The organism is Endozoicomonas sp. ALD068, from assembly GCF_049310145.1.
GTDB lineage: Bacteria > Pseudomonadota > Gammaproteobacteria > Pseudomonadales > Endozoicomonadaceae > Endozoicomonas_A.
This window is the reverse complement of sequence record NZ_JBLYNU010000004.1, coordinates 275,700-291,832: the sequence shown is the minus strand read 5'-3', so window position 1 is coordinate 291,832 and position 16,133 is coordinate 275,700. Positions and strand designations below refer to the sequence as shown.

13 protein-coding genes are annotated in these 16,133 nt (G+C 49.1%); 10 read left to right on the top strand and 3 right to left on the bottom strand.

Features of this window, described 5'->3' with window-relative positions; translation table 11 throughout:
• Positions 1–52: 52 nt before the first annotated feature.
• From ACO6V5_RS01200 to ACO6V5_RS01185, 4 genes are all read left to right on the top strand, one after another.
• Positions 53–1,315: an SGNH/GDSL hydrolase family protein gene (locus ACO6V5_RS01200; RefSeq protein ID WP_422134740.1), complete on the top strand. Its 1,263-nt coding sequence runs from the start codon at positions 53–55 to the stop codon at positions 1,313–1,315.
• A 63-nt stretch (positions 1,316–1,378) separates the two neighbouring features.
• Positions 1,379–2,896 carry an IS1182 family transposase gene (locus tag ACO6V5_RS01195; protein ID WP_422132798.1) on the top strand — a complete coding sequence of 506 codons (1,518 nt, stop codon included), beginning with the start codon at positions 1,379–1,381 and terminating at the stop codon, positions 2,894–2,896.
• 483 nt (positions 2,897–3,379) lie between these two features.
• Positions 3,380–4,837, top strand: a complete 1,458-nt coding sequence (dgt, locus tag ACO6V5_RS01190) for a dGTPase (protein WP_422412110.1) — start codon at positions 3,380–3,382, stop codon at positions 4,835–4,837.
• Between the two features lie 152 nt (positions 4,838–4,989).
• Complete coding sequence (locus tag ACO6V5_RS01185) at positions 4,990–5,307, top strand: hypothetical protein (protein ID WP_422412112.1); 318 nt, start codon at positions 4,990–4,992, stop codon at positions 5,305–5,307.
• 70 nt (positions 5,308–5,377) lie between these two features.
• Here the strand turns inward: ACO6V5_RS01185 and purL are convergent, their stop codons facing one another.
• From purL to tadA, 3 genes are all read right to left on the bottom strand, one after another.
• On the bottom strand, positions 5,378–9,283 hold the full coding sequence (gene purL / locus ACO6V5_RS01180; protein WP_422412114.1) for a phosphoribosylformylglycinamidine synthase: 3,906 nt from the start codon (positions 9,281–9,283) through the stop codon (positions 5,378–5,380).
• Between the two features lie 739 nt (positions 9,284–10,022).
• The gene (locus ACO6V5_RS01175) at positions 10,023–10,325 is read right to left on the bottom strand and encodes a hypothetical protein (RefSeq protein WP_422412116.1); all 303 of its coding nucleotides are present in this window, start codon (positions 10,323–10,325) and stop codon (positions 10,023–10,025) included.
• Between the two features lie 111 nt (positions 10,326–10,436).
• Positions 10,437–10,937 (bottom strand): tRNA adenosine(34) deaminase TadA, encoded by a 501-nt coding sequence (gene tadA / locus ACO6V5_RS01170; RefSeq protein ID WP_422134745.1) that lies wholly within the window; start codon positions 10,935–10,937, stop codon positions 10,437–10,439.
• 235 nt (positions 10,938–11,172) lie between these two features.
• Between tadA and ACO6V5_RS01165 the strand changes: the two genes are divergently transcribed.
• The 6 genes from ACO6V5_RS01165 to sctR all read left to right on the top strand — a co-directional run bounded on the left by ACO6V5_RS01165 (position 11,173) and on the right by sctR (position 16,124).
• Positions 11,173–11,670 carry a type III secretion system chaperone gene (locus ACO6V5_RS01165; protein ID WP_317145613.1) on the top strand — a complete coding sequence of 166 codons (498 nt, stop codon included), beginning with the start codon at positions 11,173–11,175 and terminating at the stop codon, positions 11,668–11,670.
• Between the two features lie 110 nt (positions 11,671–11,780).
• Complete coding sequence (sctN, locus tag ACO6V5_RS01160; RefSeq protein ID WP_422412119.1) at positions 11,781–13,112, top strand: type III secretion system ATPase SctN; 1,332 nt, start codon at positions 11,781–11,783, stop codon at positions 13,110–13,112.
• Positions 13,113–13,117: 5 nt separating this feature from the next.
• Positions 13,118–13,579, top strand: coding sequence for a type III secretion system stalk subunit SctO (sctO, locus tag ACO6V5_RS01155; RefSeq protein ID WP_422138631.1), 462 nt, complete (start codon positions 13,118–13,120; stop codon positions 13,577–13,579).
• 27 nt (positions 13,580–13,606) lie between these two features.
• Positions 13,607–14,341: a type III secretion HpaP family protein gene (locus tag ACO6V5_RS01150; protein ID WP_422134748.1), complete on the top strand. Its 735-nt coding sequence runs from the start codon at positions 13,607–13,609 to the stop codon at positions 14,339–14,341.
• A 67-nt stretch (positions 14,342–14,408) separates the two neighbouring features.
• The gene (gene sctQ, locus ACO6V5_RS01145; protein ID WP_422412121.1) at positions 14,409–15,434 is read left to right on the top strand and encodes a type III secretion system cytoplasmic ring protein SctQ; all 1,026 of its coding nucleotides are present in this window, start codon (positions 14,409–14,411) and stop codon (positions 15,432–15,434) included.
• Positions 15,435–15,464: 30 nt separating this feature from the next.
• The gene (sctR, locus tag ACO6V5_RS01140) at positions 15,465–16,124 is read left to right on the top strand and encodes a type III secretion system export apparatus subunit SctR (protein WP_422134750.1); all 660 of its coding nucleotides are present in this window, start codon (positions 15,465–15,467) and stop codon (positions 16,122–16,124) included.
• Positions 16,125–16,133 lie beyond the last annotated feature (9 nt).

Sequence of the window (16,133 nt, the reverse complement as noted above, 5' to 3'; positions counted from 1 at the left end):
TAATCCACTATAATCCTCAGCTTTTTAGTAACTGCTCTATTAGGGTTTCAATATGATTCGTAGTTGGCTGGGTCTGGTATTACTGCTGTTGTCGTTACCCGGTTTGGCGTATGAAAAACTTTTTTATCCCAAATTCACCGAACGTTTTTGCTCGCAGGAGGCACAACCTGTCAGCAATGTCTTTGTGGTGGGTGACAGTAGCGTTGATTCGGGTAATTTCTATAACTACAGTCGATTCCTTACAGGTAGCGGTACACTGAATGAACGTCAAATGTCACTTTATCCCTGGAGCGGTCGTATGTTACCGGGCTTTATTTTTGGCAGTTTCTGTGGTGCCATACCGGGTGCCAATTATCATGGAGGGCGTTTTTGTGATGATCTGATGGCACCAGAGCTTATTGCCAGAGCCCTTTATCTGAATACCTCCAATAAAACCGAGTTTGTCGATCAGTCACATGGTGGCAGTACGGTGGTCGGTTTTTCAGAGGTGTTAACGGATTTTTTCTGGTCGTTTCTGTTTGGTGAAAGTCAATTGGCCAATATCAGTTTTCTCACCAATAGCATCAGAGGTGGAAAGCCTATTCTGAGTTCGGTCGAGGAACAGATAAATCACCTTGTGCAACATCATGCACCCTTTTCTGAGGATCAGATTTTTATGTTAGCCGGTGGCGCTAATGATTATCTCAACCGTTACTGGAATTATCGTCTGGTGGTTGCCAAGCTGTCAGCGGCTATTGAAAACCTCTATGCCCATGGAGCCAGAACCATTTTCTGGGGAACGGTTCCCGATGTCACTAAAACCCCCTGTTTGCGCAATTCAGAAGATCGTCAGGAAGTACGTGAGGTGATCGTCAATCATAACCGATTGGCTACGAAAGCGTTTTTTCGGCTGAAAAGACAGTATCCTGACCTGTTACTCCTGTTTTTCGATTACAACAGAATGTTTGACATTTTGTTAGAACATGCCCGCCAGCAAGATGTTGACACTGAAACCCCCTGTCTCGATGTCACCTTCAGAGGCTGTTCTGATAATGCCCAGGTAGATATCTGCGAGAGTCACAAGGCGAGCCCCTGCAAAAACCGCAGTGATCATTTTTATGTTGATTCCGTTCATCCATCAAGTACGGTACAGAACTGGATATTCAACTTTAACTGCAAAATGCTGTCTATGCTCAACTATGAAGTGAAGTGCCCGGAGATAGATCGCAGGCTTGCTGACGATCTGCTGCTGCATTATTTTACCGGCAAGCCAGGCTATCTGGAGCGGGAATATGTTCAGTTGATATTTGAAGGGCGATGTCCGGCAGAATTCTAGGAGCCTGACCGAGAATAGGCTTATCTGTTATGATAAGCCTTAAACCAACTCTGATTATGCCAAATGTCACCACCACCAAAGTTTAAGGACAGTCCTGTTGAGTTTGATCAGCATCTGCTGTTCCCAACCAACGTTTTCGATTTGCTTCCCAAAGATCATGATTGTTTTATTTATGAAAGCATTTTTCAGAACATTAATACGTCTGAAGTCGAAAAAAAATATCACCACCTTGGTCAGCACGCATACCCTCCAAAGCTCATTGTCGCTATTCTGATCTACGCATACAGCCATGGTGTTTTCAGTTCCCGTGAGATTGAGCGACGGTGTCGACAAGACTTGGCGTTCATGTATATCTCACAAATGAACTGCCCGAATTTCAGGGTTCTTGGTGACTTTCGTAAGGATAATCTGTCGTTTTTCCATGACTGCTTCAAACAGTCAGTCAAACTGGCCATTGAACTCAAAATGGCATCACTGGGTCATATCAGCCTGGACGGCTCCAAGTTCAAAGCCAACAGCTCAAAACACAAGGCCATGAGCTACGGGAGGCTCAAAGCGAAAGAGGCAGAACTCAGTGCCGAAGTGGATGAGCTGATCAAAAAAGCCAGTCAGTGTGATCAGGAAGAAGATGACGCCTACAAAGCAACCAATGGTTACAGCATTCCTGAAGACCTCCAGTTTAAAGAAGAGCGCCTGAAAAAAATCAAAGAGGCCAAGAAAGCACTTGAAGAACGTGAAAAAGCTTTAAATCCAGACAAACCAATAGACGACAAAAAGCAGATCAGTTTTGCAGATCACGATGCCCGCGTGATGAGCAAGAAGGGGTATTGTGAGTACAGCTACAATGCTCAAATTACAGTTGATTCCGATAACCAGATCATTGTTGGCCAGCATGTCAGCCAACACGCCAACGATGTACAGGAAGTGGAGCCGGCGCTGAGGGCATTATCAGGAGCCACTGATGGCGCGGCTGTAGATAAGTGGAGTATGGATAATGGTTACTTCTCAGGGTCAAACTTACATACAGTCGAGCGACATGAGATTGATGCCTATATCGCAACCGACAAGGCGGAGAAGCCTGCCGCTGACGACCTTGAAAGCTCTGACAGGAAGTTTGTCAAAGCGGATTTTGCGTATGATTCCGAAGCTGATGTATTTATCTGTCCGGCAGGGGAAAAGCTGGTAACGAACCCGGCCAGCAAAAGCAAAAGAAAAAGCTACCGGGCAAACAAGACGGTATGCAGGGAATGCCCTTATCGTCGGAATTGCAGTGATTCAAAGAAAGAGGCTGGCAGGGTTATCCGTACCGATAAGTTTGAAAAAGCACGTCAGGCTATGAATAAGAAAATGGAGACAGCCGGTGCGAAAGCCATATATGAGCGTCGTAAAGTTATTGCGGAGCCACCATTTGGACAGATAAAAGAATCTGGTTTCCGAGGGTTCAGTCTCCGCGGCAAAGAAAAAGTTTCAGCGGAATTTTCACTGGTATGCACTGCGCATAATATCAAAAAATTTGTAAAAGCGGCTTCCACGAGGTCAATCCGTCTTGAAGATTTGAAAGAGGCTAAAAAGGCAGCATAGAGGCTGTGAGAAGGCATAAATATGCAAAAATGAGCAAAATCCCACTAATAATTGGATATTTTTTGCTCATTTTAAGATTTGGGAAAACTTCTGTTGGTCTGGTTGCGCTATTCTCGGTCAGGCTCCTAGCAGCCTGTCGGACTTAAGCGTCCGTAGCGAGGATTGCAAGAAATTGAGGATAAAAATCTCTGTTTCTGAGGAGAATAGAGAGCTATTTGACGAAGAAACAGGGATTTTTAGACCAATTTGCTGCCGCCGCACGACTGCATGGATGCAGGAGCTAGAGCAACGCAGGAGCAGTTGCCGCGTAGGACAGTCTTAAGTCCGACAGGCTGCTAGTCCAATCTTGAACGGCTGTTGCTTGAAAAGCATCTATAATATTCCCTTTCATTCCTTTGGCTAAAACCCTATGTCCTTAACCTGCTGGCTTTTAGCCTATAGAGAGCCAGGTCAAACCTCACCTTCAAACAGATCCTGCCGACTATGATCAGCATGAACTATCTGACTAAACTCACCTGCACTCGCCCAAGACTCAGTTCTGTCGAACCGGATCGGGACCTGTTAACTGAAACAGAAAGCAACCGGGGGCGAATCATTCAGTCAGCGGCCATACGTCGGCTGCAACAAAAGACTCAGGTTTACCCTCTGGAAACCAATGCCGCTGTTCGCAGTCGTCTGACGCACTCTCTGGAAGTGCAACAAACCGGTCGTTTTCTGGCACAGACGATTCTGCAGCGCCTGTCAGAAAGCGGCCAATTAACATCGCTGGGATTAGACAATCAGGACACGGCTTTTATAAATCTGGTAGAAATGGCCTGCCTGATGCACGACATTGGCAACCCTCCATTCGGTCATTTTGGCGAGGCGGCTATCAGCCGCTGGATGCAGGATAAAGCCGGGCTATGTTATGAAAAAGCGTGCAAAGGTCAGAAAGCCCGGTCAGCCTTACTGGAGTCAACCCTGCTGCCAGACTTGTCTATTTACGAAGGCAATGCCCAGGCGTTAAGAATTATTCATCACCTTCAGGATCTAAACCTGACCTATTCCCAGATGGGCGCGCTTATGAAATACACCCGTACGCCCTATGAGCCCAGACCCGAAAAAGGCTCACCCGATGCCTATCGCAAGAAAAAGCCGGGTTACTTCTTTTCCGAAGCCATTCTGGTCCGTGACATCTGGCAGCATCTGGCTATCAATGAAGGTTGTCGCTTCCCTCTGGTTTATATCATGGAAGCCGCCGACGATATTTCCTACTGCATTGCCGATCTGGAAGATGCAGTCGATAAGGGGATTCTCTCTTTCCGCGATCTTCGCTTCAGTCTCTATGAAGTCTGGGAGGAATTTACTGAATATAACGAGTATTTGCCCAATATCATGGAGTCTGCGGTCAAGAGAGCCGGCAACAACAAGCAGGAATTTATTATCCGGCTGCGCACCCGGTTGGTAAGAGATCTGGTGGATTATGCTGCAAATCGTTATCTGCAAAAGCATCAGGCGATCTTTGACGGGACGCTCGATGAGCCTCTGATTGACGGCCAGTCCGACCAGCATCTGGCACTGCAGACCCTGAAAACCGTCGCTATTCGCTATGTCTTTACCAGCATGGAGAAAGAAACTCCGGAACTCAGGGGCTACTCTGCCCTGATGGGACTGATGGATATTTTCCAGCCTTTGCTGGAGCTGAGCCGTGAAGAATTTGCCAGTCTTACTGAAAAAGATTCCAGCCGACATTTTATCGAGCAACGTCTTTACCACCGCCTCTCTGGCAAACATAAAATGGCGTATCACCGGGCAGTGAAATCATTGCCTGGCAGCAGTTACTCCGCTCAAGAACAGGATGAGCTGGAATGGTATTACCGGGCAAGATTATTGATTGATTACGTCAGCGGGATGACCGATCACTTTGTGTTAACCGAGTTTCAAACTCTTTCTGCTATCTGAGTCAAAAAGCATAAGTCGTCATTGTTCAAGCCTCTCACTGGAACTCTTTATTAGAACGAATGTCTAACAATTAAGCGTTCATTAAAAATTCAAATCAAATCCTGACTTTCTGGTGAACTGATCTTTGACTATTTAAAGAAGGAGTAAATTCTATGAAAAAATTCATTCTGGCAGTCCTGTTGGCTGCAGCGTCTACCATGGTTGGTGCAGAAGTAGAACGAACAAACTGGCAAACGTTTAGGGATCCGTGGTTCGACAGGGTCATTGAAAACTACTTTGACAAAGTTTCTCAACAATATTGTCTGGTGGTTTTAGATAAGGTTTCTAGTGGATATAATTCGCTTATGCACTGCAAAAGTGTCCATGAACTCTCAGAGCAAGCACAGAGAAACATTCTCGGCGACGCCTATGTACCAAAATCTGGCGCTGGCGCGTGTGATGCCTCTTCGGATAGTTGTCCCAAAAACTGATTTTTAGTGATTAAGCCGGATACTCATTGAGTACCCAGCTTAATCAATTGCTTTACTACTCGCCCAACATTCAATCAACCCAGACCCGGGCATTCCTGAACATTCTCATCCAAGGTGAATCTTCACCCCAGGTATCCGGATACCAGCTGTTCTGAACCGCCCTGAATACCCTCTCCGGGTGAGGCATCATAATCGTCACCCTGCCATCAGCCGAAGTCAGGCCCGTGATCCCCTGAGCAGAACCGTTAGGGTTGTAGGGGTAACGCTCGGTAGCCCGTCCCTGATTATCCACGTATCTGAGGGCCAACTGACCACTGGCAGACAGTTTCCGGATTTGGTCAGCCTTTTTGAACTCGGCGTAGCCTTCACCGTGAGCCACCGCAATAGGCATTCTGGAACCTTCCATACCTCTGAAGAGAATGGACTTGTTCTGCTGGACTTCGACCATCACGGTTCTGGCTTCAAACTGCTCAGACTGATTACGGACAAAGTGTGGCCAGTGCTCTGCACCCGGAATCAATTCATGGAGATTGGACAGCATCTGACAACCATTGCAGACACCCAGGGCAAAACTGTCCGGACGATCAAAGAAAGCCGCAAACTGGTCACGGGCCATGCTGTTAAACAGCACTGATTTCGCCCAGCCTTCTCCCGCACCCAGAACGTCACCGTAGGAGAAACCGCCACAGGCTACCAATCCTTTGAATTCTGTCAGGTTACGGCGACCGGAAAGAATGTCACTCATGTGAACATCCACTGCCTGAAAGCCAGCCTTATCAAAAGCCGCTGCCATTTCCACATGACCGTTAACACCCTGCTCCCTCAGAATGGCTACCTGAGGTTTGCTGGCGCCAGTGGCAATAAATGGAGCAGCAACATCCCTATTGATGTCGAACGGCAAAGAGGCATGTAAACCTGTGTCGCCGTCATCCAGCAGGTTATCAAATTCCTGACGGGCACATTCAGGGTTATCTCTCAGAGCCTGCATGCGATAGCTGGTTTCAGCCCACCAGCGCTGGTATTTAACCCGGCTTTCGCTACTGACCAGCTGGCCATTGAAGACAAAGTTGATGCGCTGATCCGGTCTCAGAGAGGCAATGGTATGCACGCAGGAAGCCAGACCCAGCCCAGCCAGAATATCCTTAACTTTACCTTTGTCTGCACGACGAACCTGCAGAACGGCGCCCAACTCTTCGTTAAACAGGGCCGGGATAATGGCCGCTTCATCGCCCGCCAGCTTATTCAGATTCACCTCAATTCCGGTGTGACCGGCAAAGGACATCTCAACCAATGTGGTAAAGAGACCACCGTCTGAACGGTCGTGGTAAGCCAACAGCAGGTCTTCTTCCAGACATTGCTGGATGGCAGTAAAGAACCCTTTGAGGTCTTGCGCAGAAGAAACATCAGGCGCCACATCACCAATCTGGCCATAAACCTGTGCCAGAGCAGAACCACCCAGACGGTTTTGGTCACGACCCAGATCCACCAGCAACAGATCAGTCTCACCTTTATCGGTGCGCAGCTCTGGCGTAACGGTCTTGCGGATGTCTGTTACGGGAGCAAAAGCCGAAATCACCAGCGACAGAGGCGAGGTAACACTCTTTTCTACATCGCCATCTTTCCAGCTGGTGCGCATGGACATAGAGTCCTTGCCTACAGGAATAGCAATACCCAGTTCCGGGCAGAGTTCCATACCAACCGCTTTACAGGTTTCATAGAGTCTGGCGTCTTCACCCGGATGACCGGCAGCGGCCATCCAGTTTGCCGACAGCTTGATATCACCCAGCTTGCCAATACGGGTGCTGGCGATGTTGGTAATCGCTTCACCGATCGCCATACGACCTGAGGCAGGCGCATTGACCAAAGCCAGAGGGGTTCTCTCCCCCATGGACATAGCTTCACCCGTGAAGGTATCAAAAGCAGTAGCGGTGACCGCACAGTCAGCAACAGGAACCTGCCATGGGCCAACCATCTGCTCACGGGCTACCAGACCGGTAATAGAGCGGTCGCCAATAGTAATCAGGAAGTTTTTGCTGGCGACGGTTGGCAGCTTGAGAACTCGCTCAGACGCTTCTTCCAGAGTCACACCGGAAAGGTCCAGTGCATCCTGTTGAATAGTTTCTGCCTGCACATCACGATGCATGCGGGGAGGTTTGCCCAACAGAACGTCCAGAGGCATATCCACTGGCTTGTTATCAAAGTGGCTGTCTTCCACCAACAGGTTTGGCTCTTCAGTGGCCTCACCCACAACGGCATAGAGACAACGCTCTCGTTGACAGATGGCTTCAAACAGCTCCATATTTTCTGGAGCTACCGCCATCACATAACGTTCCTGGGATTCATTACACCAGAGCGCCAGGGGGGACATGCCTGGCTCATCATTCAGAATATCCCTGAGCTGGAAGCGACCACCACGGCCACCATCGCTGACCAGTTCTGGCAGCGCATTGGACAGGCCACCCGCACCCACGTCGTGGATAAAGACGATGGGGTTTTCATCACCCAGCTGCCAGCATTGGTCAATCACTTCCTGGCAACGACGCTCCATCTCGGGGTTATCACGCTGAACGCTGGCAAAATCCAGATCTTCCTGACCTTCACCGGAAGTCATGGAAGAGGCTGCACCACCCCCCAGACCGATCTGCATGGCCGGACCACCCAGAACAATCAGCTTGGCGCCAACGGGAATATCAGCTTTCTCAACATGAGCGGCGCGGATATTACCCAGACCACCTGCCAGCATGATGGGCTTGTGGTACCCCCTCACTTCTTCGCCAGCAGAGCCTTTGGCTGTGGCTTCAAAGGTACGGAAGTAACCGCAAAGGTTTGGACGACCAAACTCGTTGTTAAAGCCTGCACCACCCAGAGGACCTTCCAGCATAATATCCAGGGCAGTCACGATCCGATCCGGCTTGCCGTAGTCTTTTTCCCAGGGCTGTTTGTAGCCGGGAATATTCAGATTGGATACCGAGAAACCGGTCAGCCCCGCCTTTGGCTTGGAGCCTCGACCGGTAGCCCCTTCATCACGGATCTCACCACCAGCACCGGTAGCAGCACCGGGCCAGGGCGAGATGGCGGTTGGATGGTTATGTGTTTCCACTTTCATCAGGATATGAATGTCTTCCTGATGATACTGGTACTCTTTCTTTTCAGGAGACGGGAAAAAACGCCCGGCTCTGGAGCCTTCAATAACAGAGGCATTGTCTTTATAGGCCGAGAGCACACCTTCACTGCTCATAGTGTGGGTGTTACGGATCATCTGGAACAAAGAATGATCTTGCCGCTCACCGTCAATGGTCCAGGTCGCGTTAAAAATCTTATGGCGGCAGTGCTCGGAGTTAGCCTGGGCAAACATCATCAGCTCAACATCAGTGGGGTTCCTGTCCAACCCCTCATAGCTGGTGACCAGATAATCGATTTCATCTTCTGCCAGAGCCAGTCCAAGGGACTGGTTGGCGGCAACCAGAGCCTCACGTCCGCCTTCAAGAATATCCACACGGGTCAGGGGCGCTGGCTCGGTTTCTGCAAAAAGAAGCTCTGTTTCTCTGGCATCAGCCAACACAGCCTCGGTCATGCGGTCATGAATCAAGCTGGATACCACTTCTTTCTGGTGTTCACTGAGGCCTTCTTCGGCATACACATAGTAAGCCAAACCGCGCTCAATACGGTGAACCTTGCTGAGACCACAATTTTCAGCAATGTTGGTGGCTTTGCTGGACCATGGGGAAATAGTGCCTGGACGGGGTACGACAAGAAACAAAGTGCCTGAGCACTCACCTTCCTGCATCCGGGGACCGTAGGTCAGCAGCTGTTTCAGAACTTTCAATTCCTGGTCGGACAATGCCTCGTCGACCCGGGCAAAGTGCTGGTATTCAGCAAAAACACCGGTAATTTCGGGGATCCTGTGTTGCAGGGTTTCAAGCAGCTTTTGGCTACGAAACGGCGAGAGAGCCGGAGCACCACGCAAAATGAGCATGTTAAAAACTGTCCTCAACTGGACTCAGGGAGATAATCAGGGGCGCTATGATAATCGAAACCCAGGTATGGAAACCAGTGATTGATCTATGGATCTTGGCAGGTTTTCCCTTCAATGGTTCCCATCTATCTGTGACACTCCCCGCCTTGTCAGGCGAGGCTTCTGACTTCACAGGCTACAACCAGCCTATAGCGACTGGACTTACACAGAAGCCTCCATCAGCAGTAACCGGGTGCCCCTCGGTTATTTATTGGTCTTTTGTTTGATTTGCCGCAGCCTTAACGGGTCACTCAGGTATGGGCTCGTCTGGTTCTTCAAGGGCGGTTGGGCAGTTGTCTCTGCCTTAATTTTTTGTTAACAGTGCTTGATTTTCGTCACCGTGAGTCTCTGCATAGAGACAGACCGATGGAAAATATAACCAACTACACACAAATGCTCAACCGGAACGCTCTGCGTTCCCATCTTATATCCCCGCCCGATTGAGGGTGTCGCAAAAGGTCAATTAAAACGCTTCAAGCTTCAAACCGTCATCTCCGCGAAGGCGGAGATCCACTGCTCGTGGTGGGTTCCCGCCTGCGCGGGAACGACGATCTTGATATATCCTGCTGACCATACCCTTTTGCGACACCCTCGATTGGGCGAGGGTTTACGACGATTTTGCTAAAAATGCAGCTTGAGTGTACTTTCAGAGATAAATGTAAACTGAGTATTTCTTCCGTCCGGGTTAACACACTGAAATTCAGTTTTTGGGACAATAGCCTTTAGAAACTCCACTTTCGCCAGCGCAGGATTTTGGTACGTACATGTTGCCAAGAATGTTTCTTTGAGCCCGCTCTGAAAACTTATGGATAGGTTTGCAATCCAAAATCGAATGTTTAGGGTCAACAACCAGCAGACAGTACTGTTCAGACACTGTGTCAAAATAACTTGTCATGGTTCTTGAGTCCCAATCACTCAATAGCTTTCGTTCAATTTCTCGTATTTCTGCAGCAGCCATGATAGGTGCTACAACCAGTGGGATCGCCAGAATAAGTTTTTTCATCAAAATGTACTCCTATTCACAAAGATAAGTTCACCCAAAAGTCAGGATTTGGGTTGCTCTTTCAATGAAAGGCTAATTCTAGGACAGTCCCTCTTAATAAAAAGTTTCATCTCAGCACAACCTCAAGCGCCTCTTCTCTGCTTTCTTGGCCTCACGTCGGGCTCTGAAAAAAGAGGAAATGATTTCGCTGCACTCCTCTTCAAGGACTCCGGGAGTCATTTCCACCCGATAGTTCACATAGGGCAGCTCTAAAGTCCGGTTCTGACTGACCAGAGCCCCTGCCTTGGGCTCCAGAGCACCAAAGATCACTCGTTTTACCCGACTATGGATAATTGCTCCGGCACACATGGTGCAAGGCTCAAGAGTCACGTAGAGTTCACAATCCACCAACCGGTAGTTGTTGAGAGTGGCAGCCGCTTCCTGCAGGGCGAGCACCTCGGCATGGGCCACCGGATTGCAGCCACTGATGGGCTGGTTATACCCTCGACCTATGATTTCGCCTCCCCTGACCACAACGGCCCCGACCGGAACTTCGTCTTTTTCCCGGGCTTTTTCTGCTTCCTTCAGGGCCTCGCGCATCCAGAGGCTATCGGTACTGTTTTGATCTGCCAAAAAAGAATCTCACTACTCAGGGAATAAAACTGCCATGAGCTGAATATTTAAAAAAAGTTGAAACAAGTATACAGACGTTCGTCACTTTGACCGATAAAAACTCTAATCGGGTCTTGGAGTTCCCCAGAGCAGGTAATCAGGAATTCTCCAACGCAAGACAAAAGAGCGATATATACTGAAAGTTACTTATCGTTATTTCAGTTTCTGACTAAGAACCATTGGAGGGTCTGTTCGAATGAGTTACAAGCAAAATGTAGAAGAGAATATACAGCATTTTGCAGAGAGCATCGGTCTGGGTGAGCTCAGCTTGAATGAACACGATGCCTGTGGTCTCTGTTTTGATGACACCCTGATCGTAAACATGGAATACCTGGAAGAAGACGAAGCTCTGGTATTCGTTTCTTCAGTAAAACCCATGGACGCTCACGACGACGCCAAAACCAGCCTGTATGAAAAGCTCCTGTCACTCAACCTTCAGCATCACAGTATGCAGGGTGCCTTCCACGCCCTGAACCATGACAAGTCTGAAATTCTGCTGATTCGCTCTATGCAGGCTTCATCGGACTACGGTAACTTTGAATCCACTCTGGAGAAGTTCGTCAACACGCTCGAGTGGGTGATCTCCGAAGTGAATAATACGGAAAGCGATGGGACTGCCCCACCTAAAGATAGTGGCCCAAAGCCCCCTCCCACCGCTCCTGGCGGACCCGGAGACATGGGCATGATGGTCTGACTCTTGATCAACACATCAAAAAAGAGGGCTTATTCAGCCCTCTTTTGCTTTCTAGCTGATCAAACCCTATAGGGCGACAAAAGCAACGACTGGCAGAGGAGACAGGGATCGTGGCCGAAGCACTTAACTACCTCACTTCAGCGCTTCAAAATGCGGTTGAAAGCAGTCGGCTATTAGATATTCGTGGCCGTGTTACCGAAGTACAGGGCATGATCATCAAGGCGGCGGTTCCCGGTGTCAAGATTGGCGAGTTGTGTGAGCTGGTGACTCCAAACGATGACAAAACCAGCTATGCCGAGGTGGTAGGCTTTCAGGGTCACGAAACAGTACTCTCCCCCATGGGTGAAATCATGGGTATCTCCTCCACGACAGAAGTAATTCCTACAGGTAAGGTTCACCATGTGGGCGTTGGCTCTCATCTTCTGGGTCACGTGCTTGATGGTATGGGAAACCCTCTGAATCCGGCAGCCTTCGAAGGCGTGGAACCTGAAACCTGGTATCCGGTTTATGCCGACAGCCCTGACCCGATGACCCGCCAGATCATTGATAAACCCTTACCTCTGGGCTTGAGAGTTCTGGATGGTGTCCTGACCTGCGGAGAAGGACAGCGTATGGGTATCTTCGCAGCCGCTGGTGGCGGTAAGAGTACGCTGCTCTCAATGCTGGTGAAAGGCGCTGAGGTTGATGTCACCGTGCTTGCGCTGATCGGTGAAAGGGGACGGGAACTCAGGGAGTTTATTGAGCATGATCTCGGCTCGGAGGGCGTCAAGAAGTCCGTTATCATCGTTGCCACTTCGGATAAATCTTCCATGGAAAGAGCCAAGGCTGCCTATACCGCCACAGCTGTCGCAGAGTATTTCAGAGACAAAGGCAAAAAAGTTCTGCTGCTGATGGATTCCGTCACCCGTTTTGCCCGTGCCCAGCGTGAAATAGGACTGGCAGCCGGTGAGCCACCTACCCGTCGGGGTTTTCCACCTTCGGTCTTTGCCACGCTTCCCAAGTTAATGGAACGTGCCGGTATGTCAGATACAGGCTCAATCACGGCGCTCTATACAGTACTGGTAGAAGGCGATGACATGACTGAACCGGTAGCGGATGAAACCCGATCCATTTTGGACGGTCATATTATCCTTTCCAGAAAACTGGCTGCCGCTAACCATTACCCTGCTATTGATGTTCTATCCAGCGCCAGCCGTGTCATGAATGCCATCACCCCGGAAGAGCACAAAGCCGCTGCGGGCAAACTCAGGGAACTTCTGGCCAAGTTTGATGAGATTGAACTGCTGGTTAAGGTCGGTGAGTACAAACCGGGTTCAGATCCGGTGGCTGATGAAGCCTTGCGAAAAATAGACGCCATACGAACCTTTCTGAAGCAGCGCACCGACGAATTCAATGACTATGACACGACCATCCAGCAGCTGCGTCACGTCGTTGGAGTCTGATCTGAATGCTGCACGAACTTCTCAAGGTTAAGCAGATTCGTGAAAAGTCTGCTCAGGACCAGGTGCGTAAGTGTGAATACCGTTTGGAACAGGCTCAGCTGGAAGTCAAAAACAAAGAGCAGGAACTGGAAGAGTACATTGACTGGCGCTGTAAAGAAGAACAAAGGCTCTACGATAACATTATCAATACCGAGGTAAAGCAGAACGAACTGGATCAGCTGAAAGCCAATGTAGCCAGGATGCGTGAAAAGGATGTACTGCTGGAACAGGCCATCAACGAAGCCAGACAGGATGTCGAGAAGGCCAAAGAGCAGCTTGAACAGGCCCGTGAAGATCATATGAAAGCCATGCAGGCTGTGGAAAAGTTTGAAGAGTTTACCAAAGTTCAGGACCAGGAAGCCGCAAAAGAAGCCGCTCGCCTCGAAGACCTGGAAATGGAAGAATTTACTGTTCGCCCGAAATCCTAGGGTCTACAGATCGCAAGGAGGCCAATTATGCAGCCCACCAACGCTAATCAGAATGTTCAGCAGAATAACAACAACCAGCCTACCCAGAATCAGAGCCAGAAGGTGTCTGAGGATCAGGCTTCTGACTTTTCCAAAAAGATGAAAAAGAAGGAAGACCCGAAAAGCGCCAAAGGGGAATCCAAAGACGGTCAAAGTCTTGAAAGCCTGATGGCAGAACGCAGAAAAAGTGCCAAGGAAGCCCTGGAAGGCAAGTTTAAAGATCAGGGTAGTGGTCGTGAAGGTCAGAAAGGTCAGGAAGAAGGTGCCATGAAGTCTATGCTTGACGGCAGTGACCATGTGATCGGTCAGGTCAGGGAAACTCAGCAGGCCTCAGAAACTCAATTGAAAAGCATCCAGGCGGTCACTGGCCCCAAAGAGATCAATGAAGTCATCAACAAGCTGGTTGATAAAATCATGGTGTCTTCAAAAGACGCTATCCAGGGTGCCGAAGTTCGAATTACTCTGAAAGACAATATTCTGCCGGGCACGGAAATCCGCATTCAGAGAGTATCTGGTGAACTGCAGGTCACCATGAATACCTCCTCAGCAGATTCCCACAACTTTCTGGTAGCCAACGAAGCCAGCTTGATGAAGAATCTGGAAAAGCTGGGCGAAAAAGTTCAGGTCAACATCAACCTGTCTGGTGATGGCAACGAACAGAATGACGGTCGTTCCCAACAGGAGTACGTGGGTGAAGAAGATCAGGAAGACAATGATTCCTAGTCGGACTTAAGACTGTCCTACTGCGGTTAATTCCGACAGGGACTCCCAAAAGAGCGGATAAACACGAATGGAAGCGATACCACTGAAGTTTGAAACAATATCAGCCACCGAGCTTCAGTTGGGGCAACTCCTGTGTCATCGCAAAGCCCGCTACCAGATTCAACTGAACGCTATCGAATTCACTGTCTCCCTTGCCGGTCTTGGTCACCAGACATCCAGTTGGCAGGCTGATCTGGAACTGGCGGGTTACACCGGCAAACTCTACCTGGGCCGACAGGTTCTGGATTTTCTTCTACCCAAAAAACTCGACCATCAAATCATTAAAAAACTGCCCGAAAGCCTTCGTGACGCTGCTATTGCCAGTAGCCTGACCCCCCTGTTTAATTTCCTGGGTCAGATGTTAGGTCAGTCTGTCACGCTCAGTCATCTCAAACCTGCAGAGCCGACAGACGCTCCTCTCATTGCAGTGGATCTTGAAGCCGAAAACATCCGCTCAACTATACAGATTGAGTATTCCGAGGTAATAGAGAACCTCTTGAAGTCAATTCCGCCTCATCAATCCACCTCGCTGCCCGATATACCTTTATGGGTAACCCTGCAAAAAGGCAGCACCTTACTGAATCGCAGTGAACTCAATGACCTGGAAGAAGGTGACATTGTTTTTCTGGAAAAACACGTCAGTGACTCAGAGGTGATTGTAGGAATCAAACAGAATGTTGCTTTTTTGGGCACTCTCGAGGATACCCGGGTCACTATTTCACAGAGGCTTCAGGCTATGGAAGAACATTATGACCAGGGGTACACAGGGTATGAAGAGCCTATGCCGGAAGGTGAAGCTCCTCAAGCACCTGCAGGCCCTGTTGATCTTCACGACCTGCCAGTGACACTGATGTTCGAAGTGGGTGAGCAACAACTGACATTCGCAGAACTGCAAAGCCTGTCGCCAGGCTATGTTTTCCAGCTCAGTAACCCCATAGAAGCACCGGTCAGGATCAGAGCCAATGGCCAACTCATTGGTAGATGTCAGCTGGTAGAAATTGAAGGCCGACTCGGAGCCCGGATCACAGAGCTGACGGGTAAGACTGAATCCTAAGCAGTACATCGATTAAAGCAGGTTCCCGCCATGGAAAGCGGCATTCTGAATTTAACCAGCCCATTTTATTTGATGGTGCCACTGGCACTGATGGCGCTGATTCCATTCATGGCAGTCATGGGCACTTCTTTTTTGAAGCTGGTGGTGGTTTTTTCCATTCTCAGAAACGCCACCGGTCTCCAGCAGATTCCACCTAACATTGCCATGAACGCCCTGGCCATTATCCTGACACTCTATATCATGGCACCTATAGGCTATGAGTCTTATGAGTTGCTGGAACCTGAAAAAATTAATTTTGAGGATCTTTCCTGGATCGAGTCTGTCAGGCTCGCCAGCGCCCCTTACAAGCAATTTCTCAAAGACAACACCAACGAAAATGAGCGTAACTTCTTTCTGAAATCGGCACGCCTTCTGTGGCCAAAAAAATACCAGCAGGAACTCTCGGGCGATGACTTGATTGTGCTGCTGCCCTCTTTTTGTATCACGGAATTGACCAAGGCATTCCAGATTGGCTTTTTGCTCTATTTGCCCTTCATCGTCATTGATCTGATCGTCTCAAACATCCTGCTGGCCATGGGTATGATGATGGTTTCGCCCATGACCATCAGCTTGCCTTTCAAATTGCTCCTGTTTGTCTTGCTGGACGGCTGGACCCGTTTAATTCAGGGGCTGGTATTAAGTTATGGCTAGGAAAAGAAC

Excerpts from the sequence above, each read along its gene's own strand:
- ACO6V5_RS01200 (WP_422134740.1), top strand. The coding sequence starts at position 53 with ATGATTCGTAGTTGGCTGGGTCTGGTATTACTGCTGTTGTCGTTACCC.
- ACO6V5_RS01195 (WP_422132798.1), top strand. The coding sequence starts at position 1,379 with ATGTCACCACCACCAAAGTTTAAGGACAGTCCTGTTGAGTTTGATCAG.
- dgt (WP_422412110.1), top strand. The coding sequence starts at position 3,380 with ATGATCAGCATGAACTATCTGACTAAACTCACCTGCACTCGCCCAAGA.
- ACO6V5_RS01185 (WP_422412112.1), top strand. The coding sequence starts at position 4,990 with ATGAAAAAATTCATTCTGGCAGTCCTGTTGGCTGCAGCGTCTACCATG.
- purL (WP_422412114.1), bottom strand. The coding sequence starts at position 9,283 with ATGCTCATTTTGCGTGGTGCTCCGGCTCTCTCGCCGTTTCGTAGCCAA.
- ACO6V5_RS01175 (WP_422412116.1), bottom strand. The coding sequence starts at position 10,325 with ATGAAAAAACTTATTCTGGCGATCCCACTGGTTGTAGCACCTATCATG.
- ACO6V5_RS01165 (WP_317145613.1), top strand. The coding sequence starts at position 11,173 with ATGAGTTACAAGCAAAATGTAGAAGAGAATATACAGCATTTTGCAGAG.
- sctO (WP_422138631.1), top strand. The coding sequence starts at position 13,118 with ATGCTGCACGAACTTCTCAAGGTTAAGCAGATTCGTGAAAAGTCTGCT.
- ACO6V5_RS01150 (WP_422134748.1), top strand. The coding sequence starts at position 13,607 with ATGCAGCCCACCAACGCTAATCAGAATGTTCAGCAGAATAACAACAAC.
- sctQ (WP_422412121.1), top strand. The coding sequence starts at position 14,409 with ATGGAAGCGATACCACTGAAGTTTGAAACAATATCAGCCACCGAGCTT.
- sctR (WP_422134750.1), top strand. The coding sequence starts at position 15,465 with ATGGAAAGCGGCATTCTGAATTTAACCAGCCCATTTTATTTGATGGTG.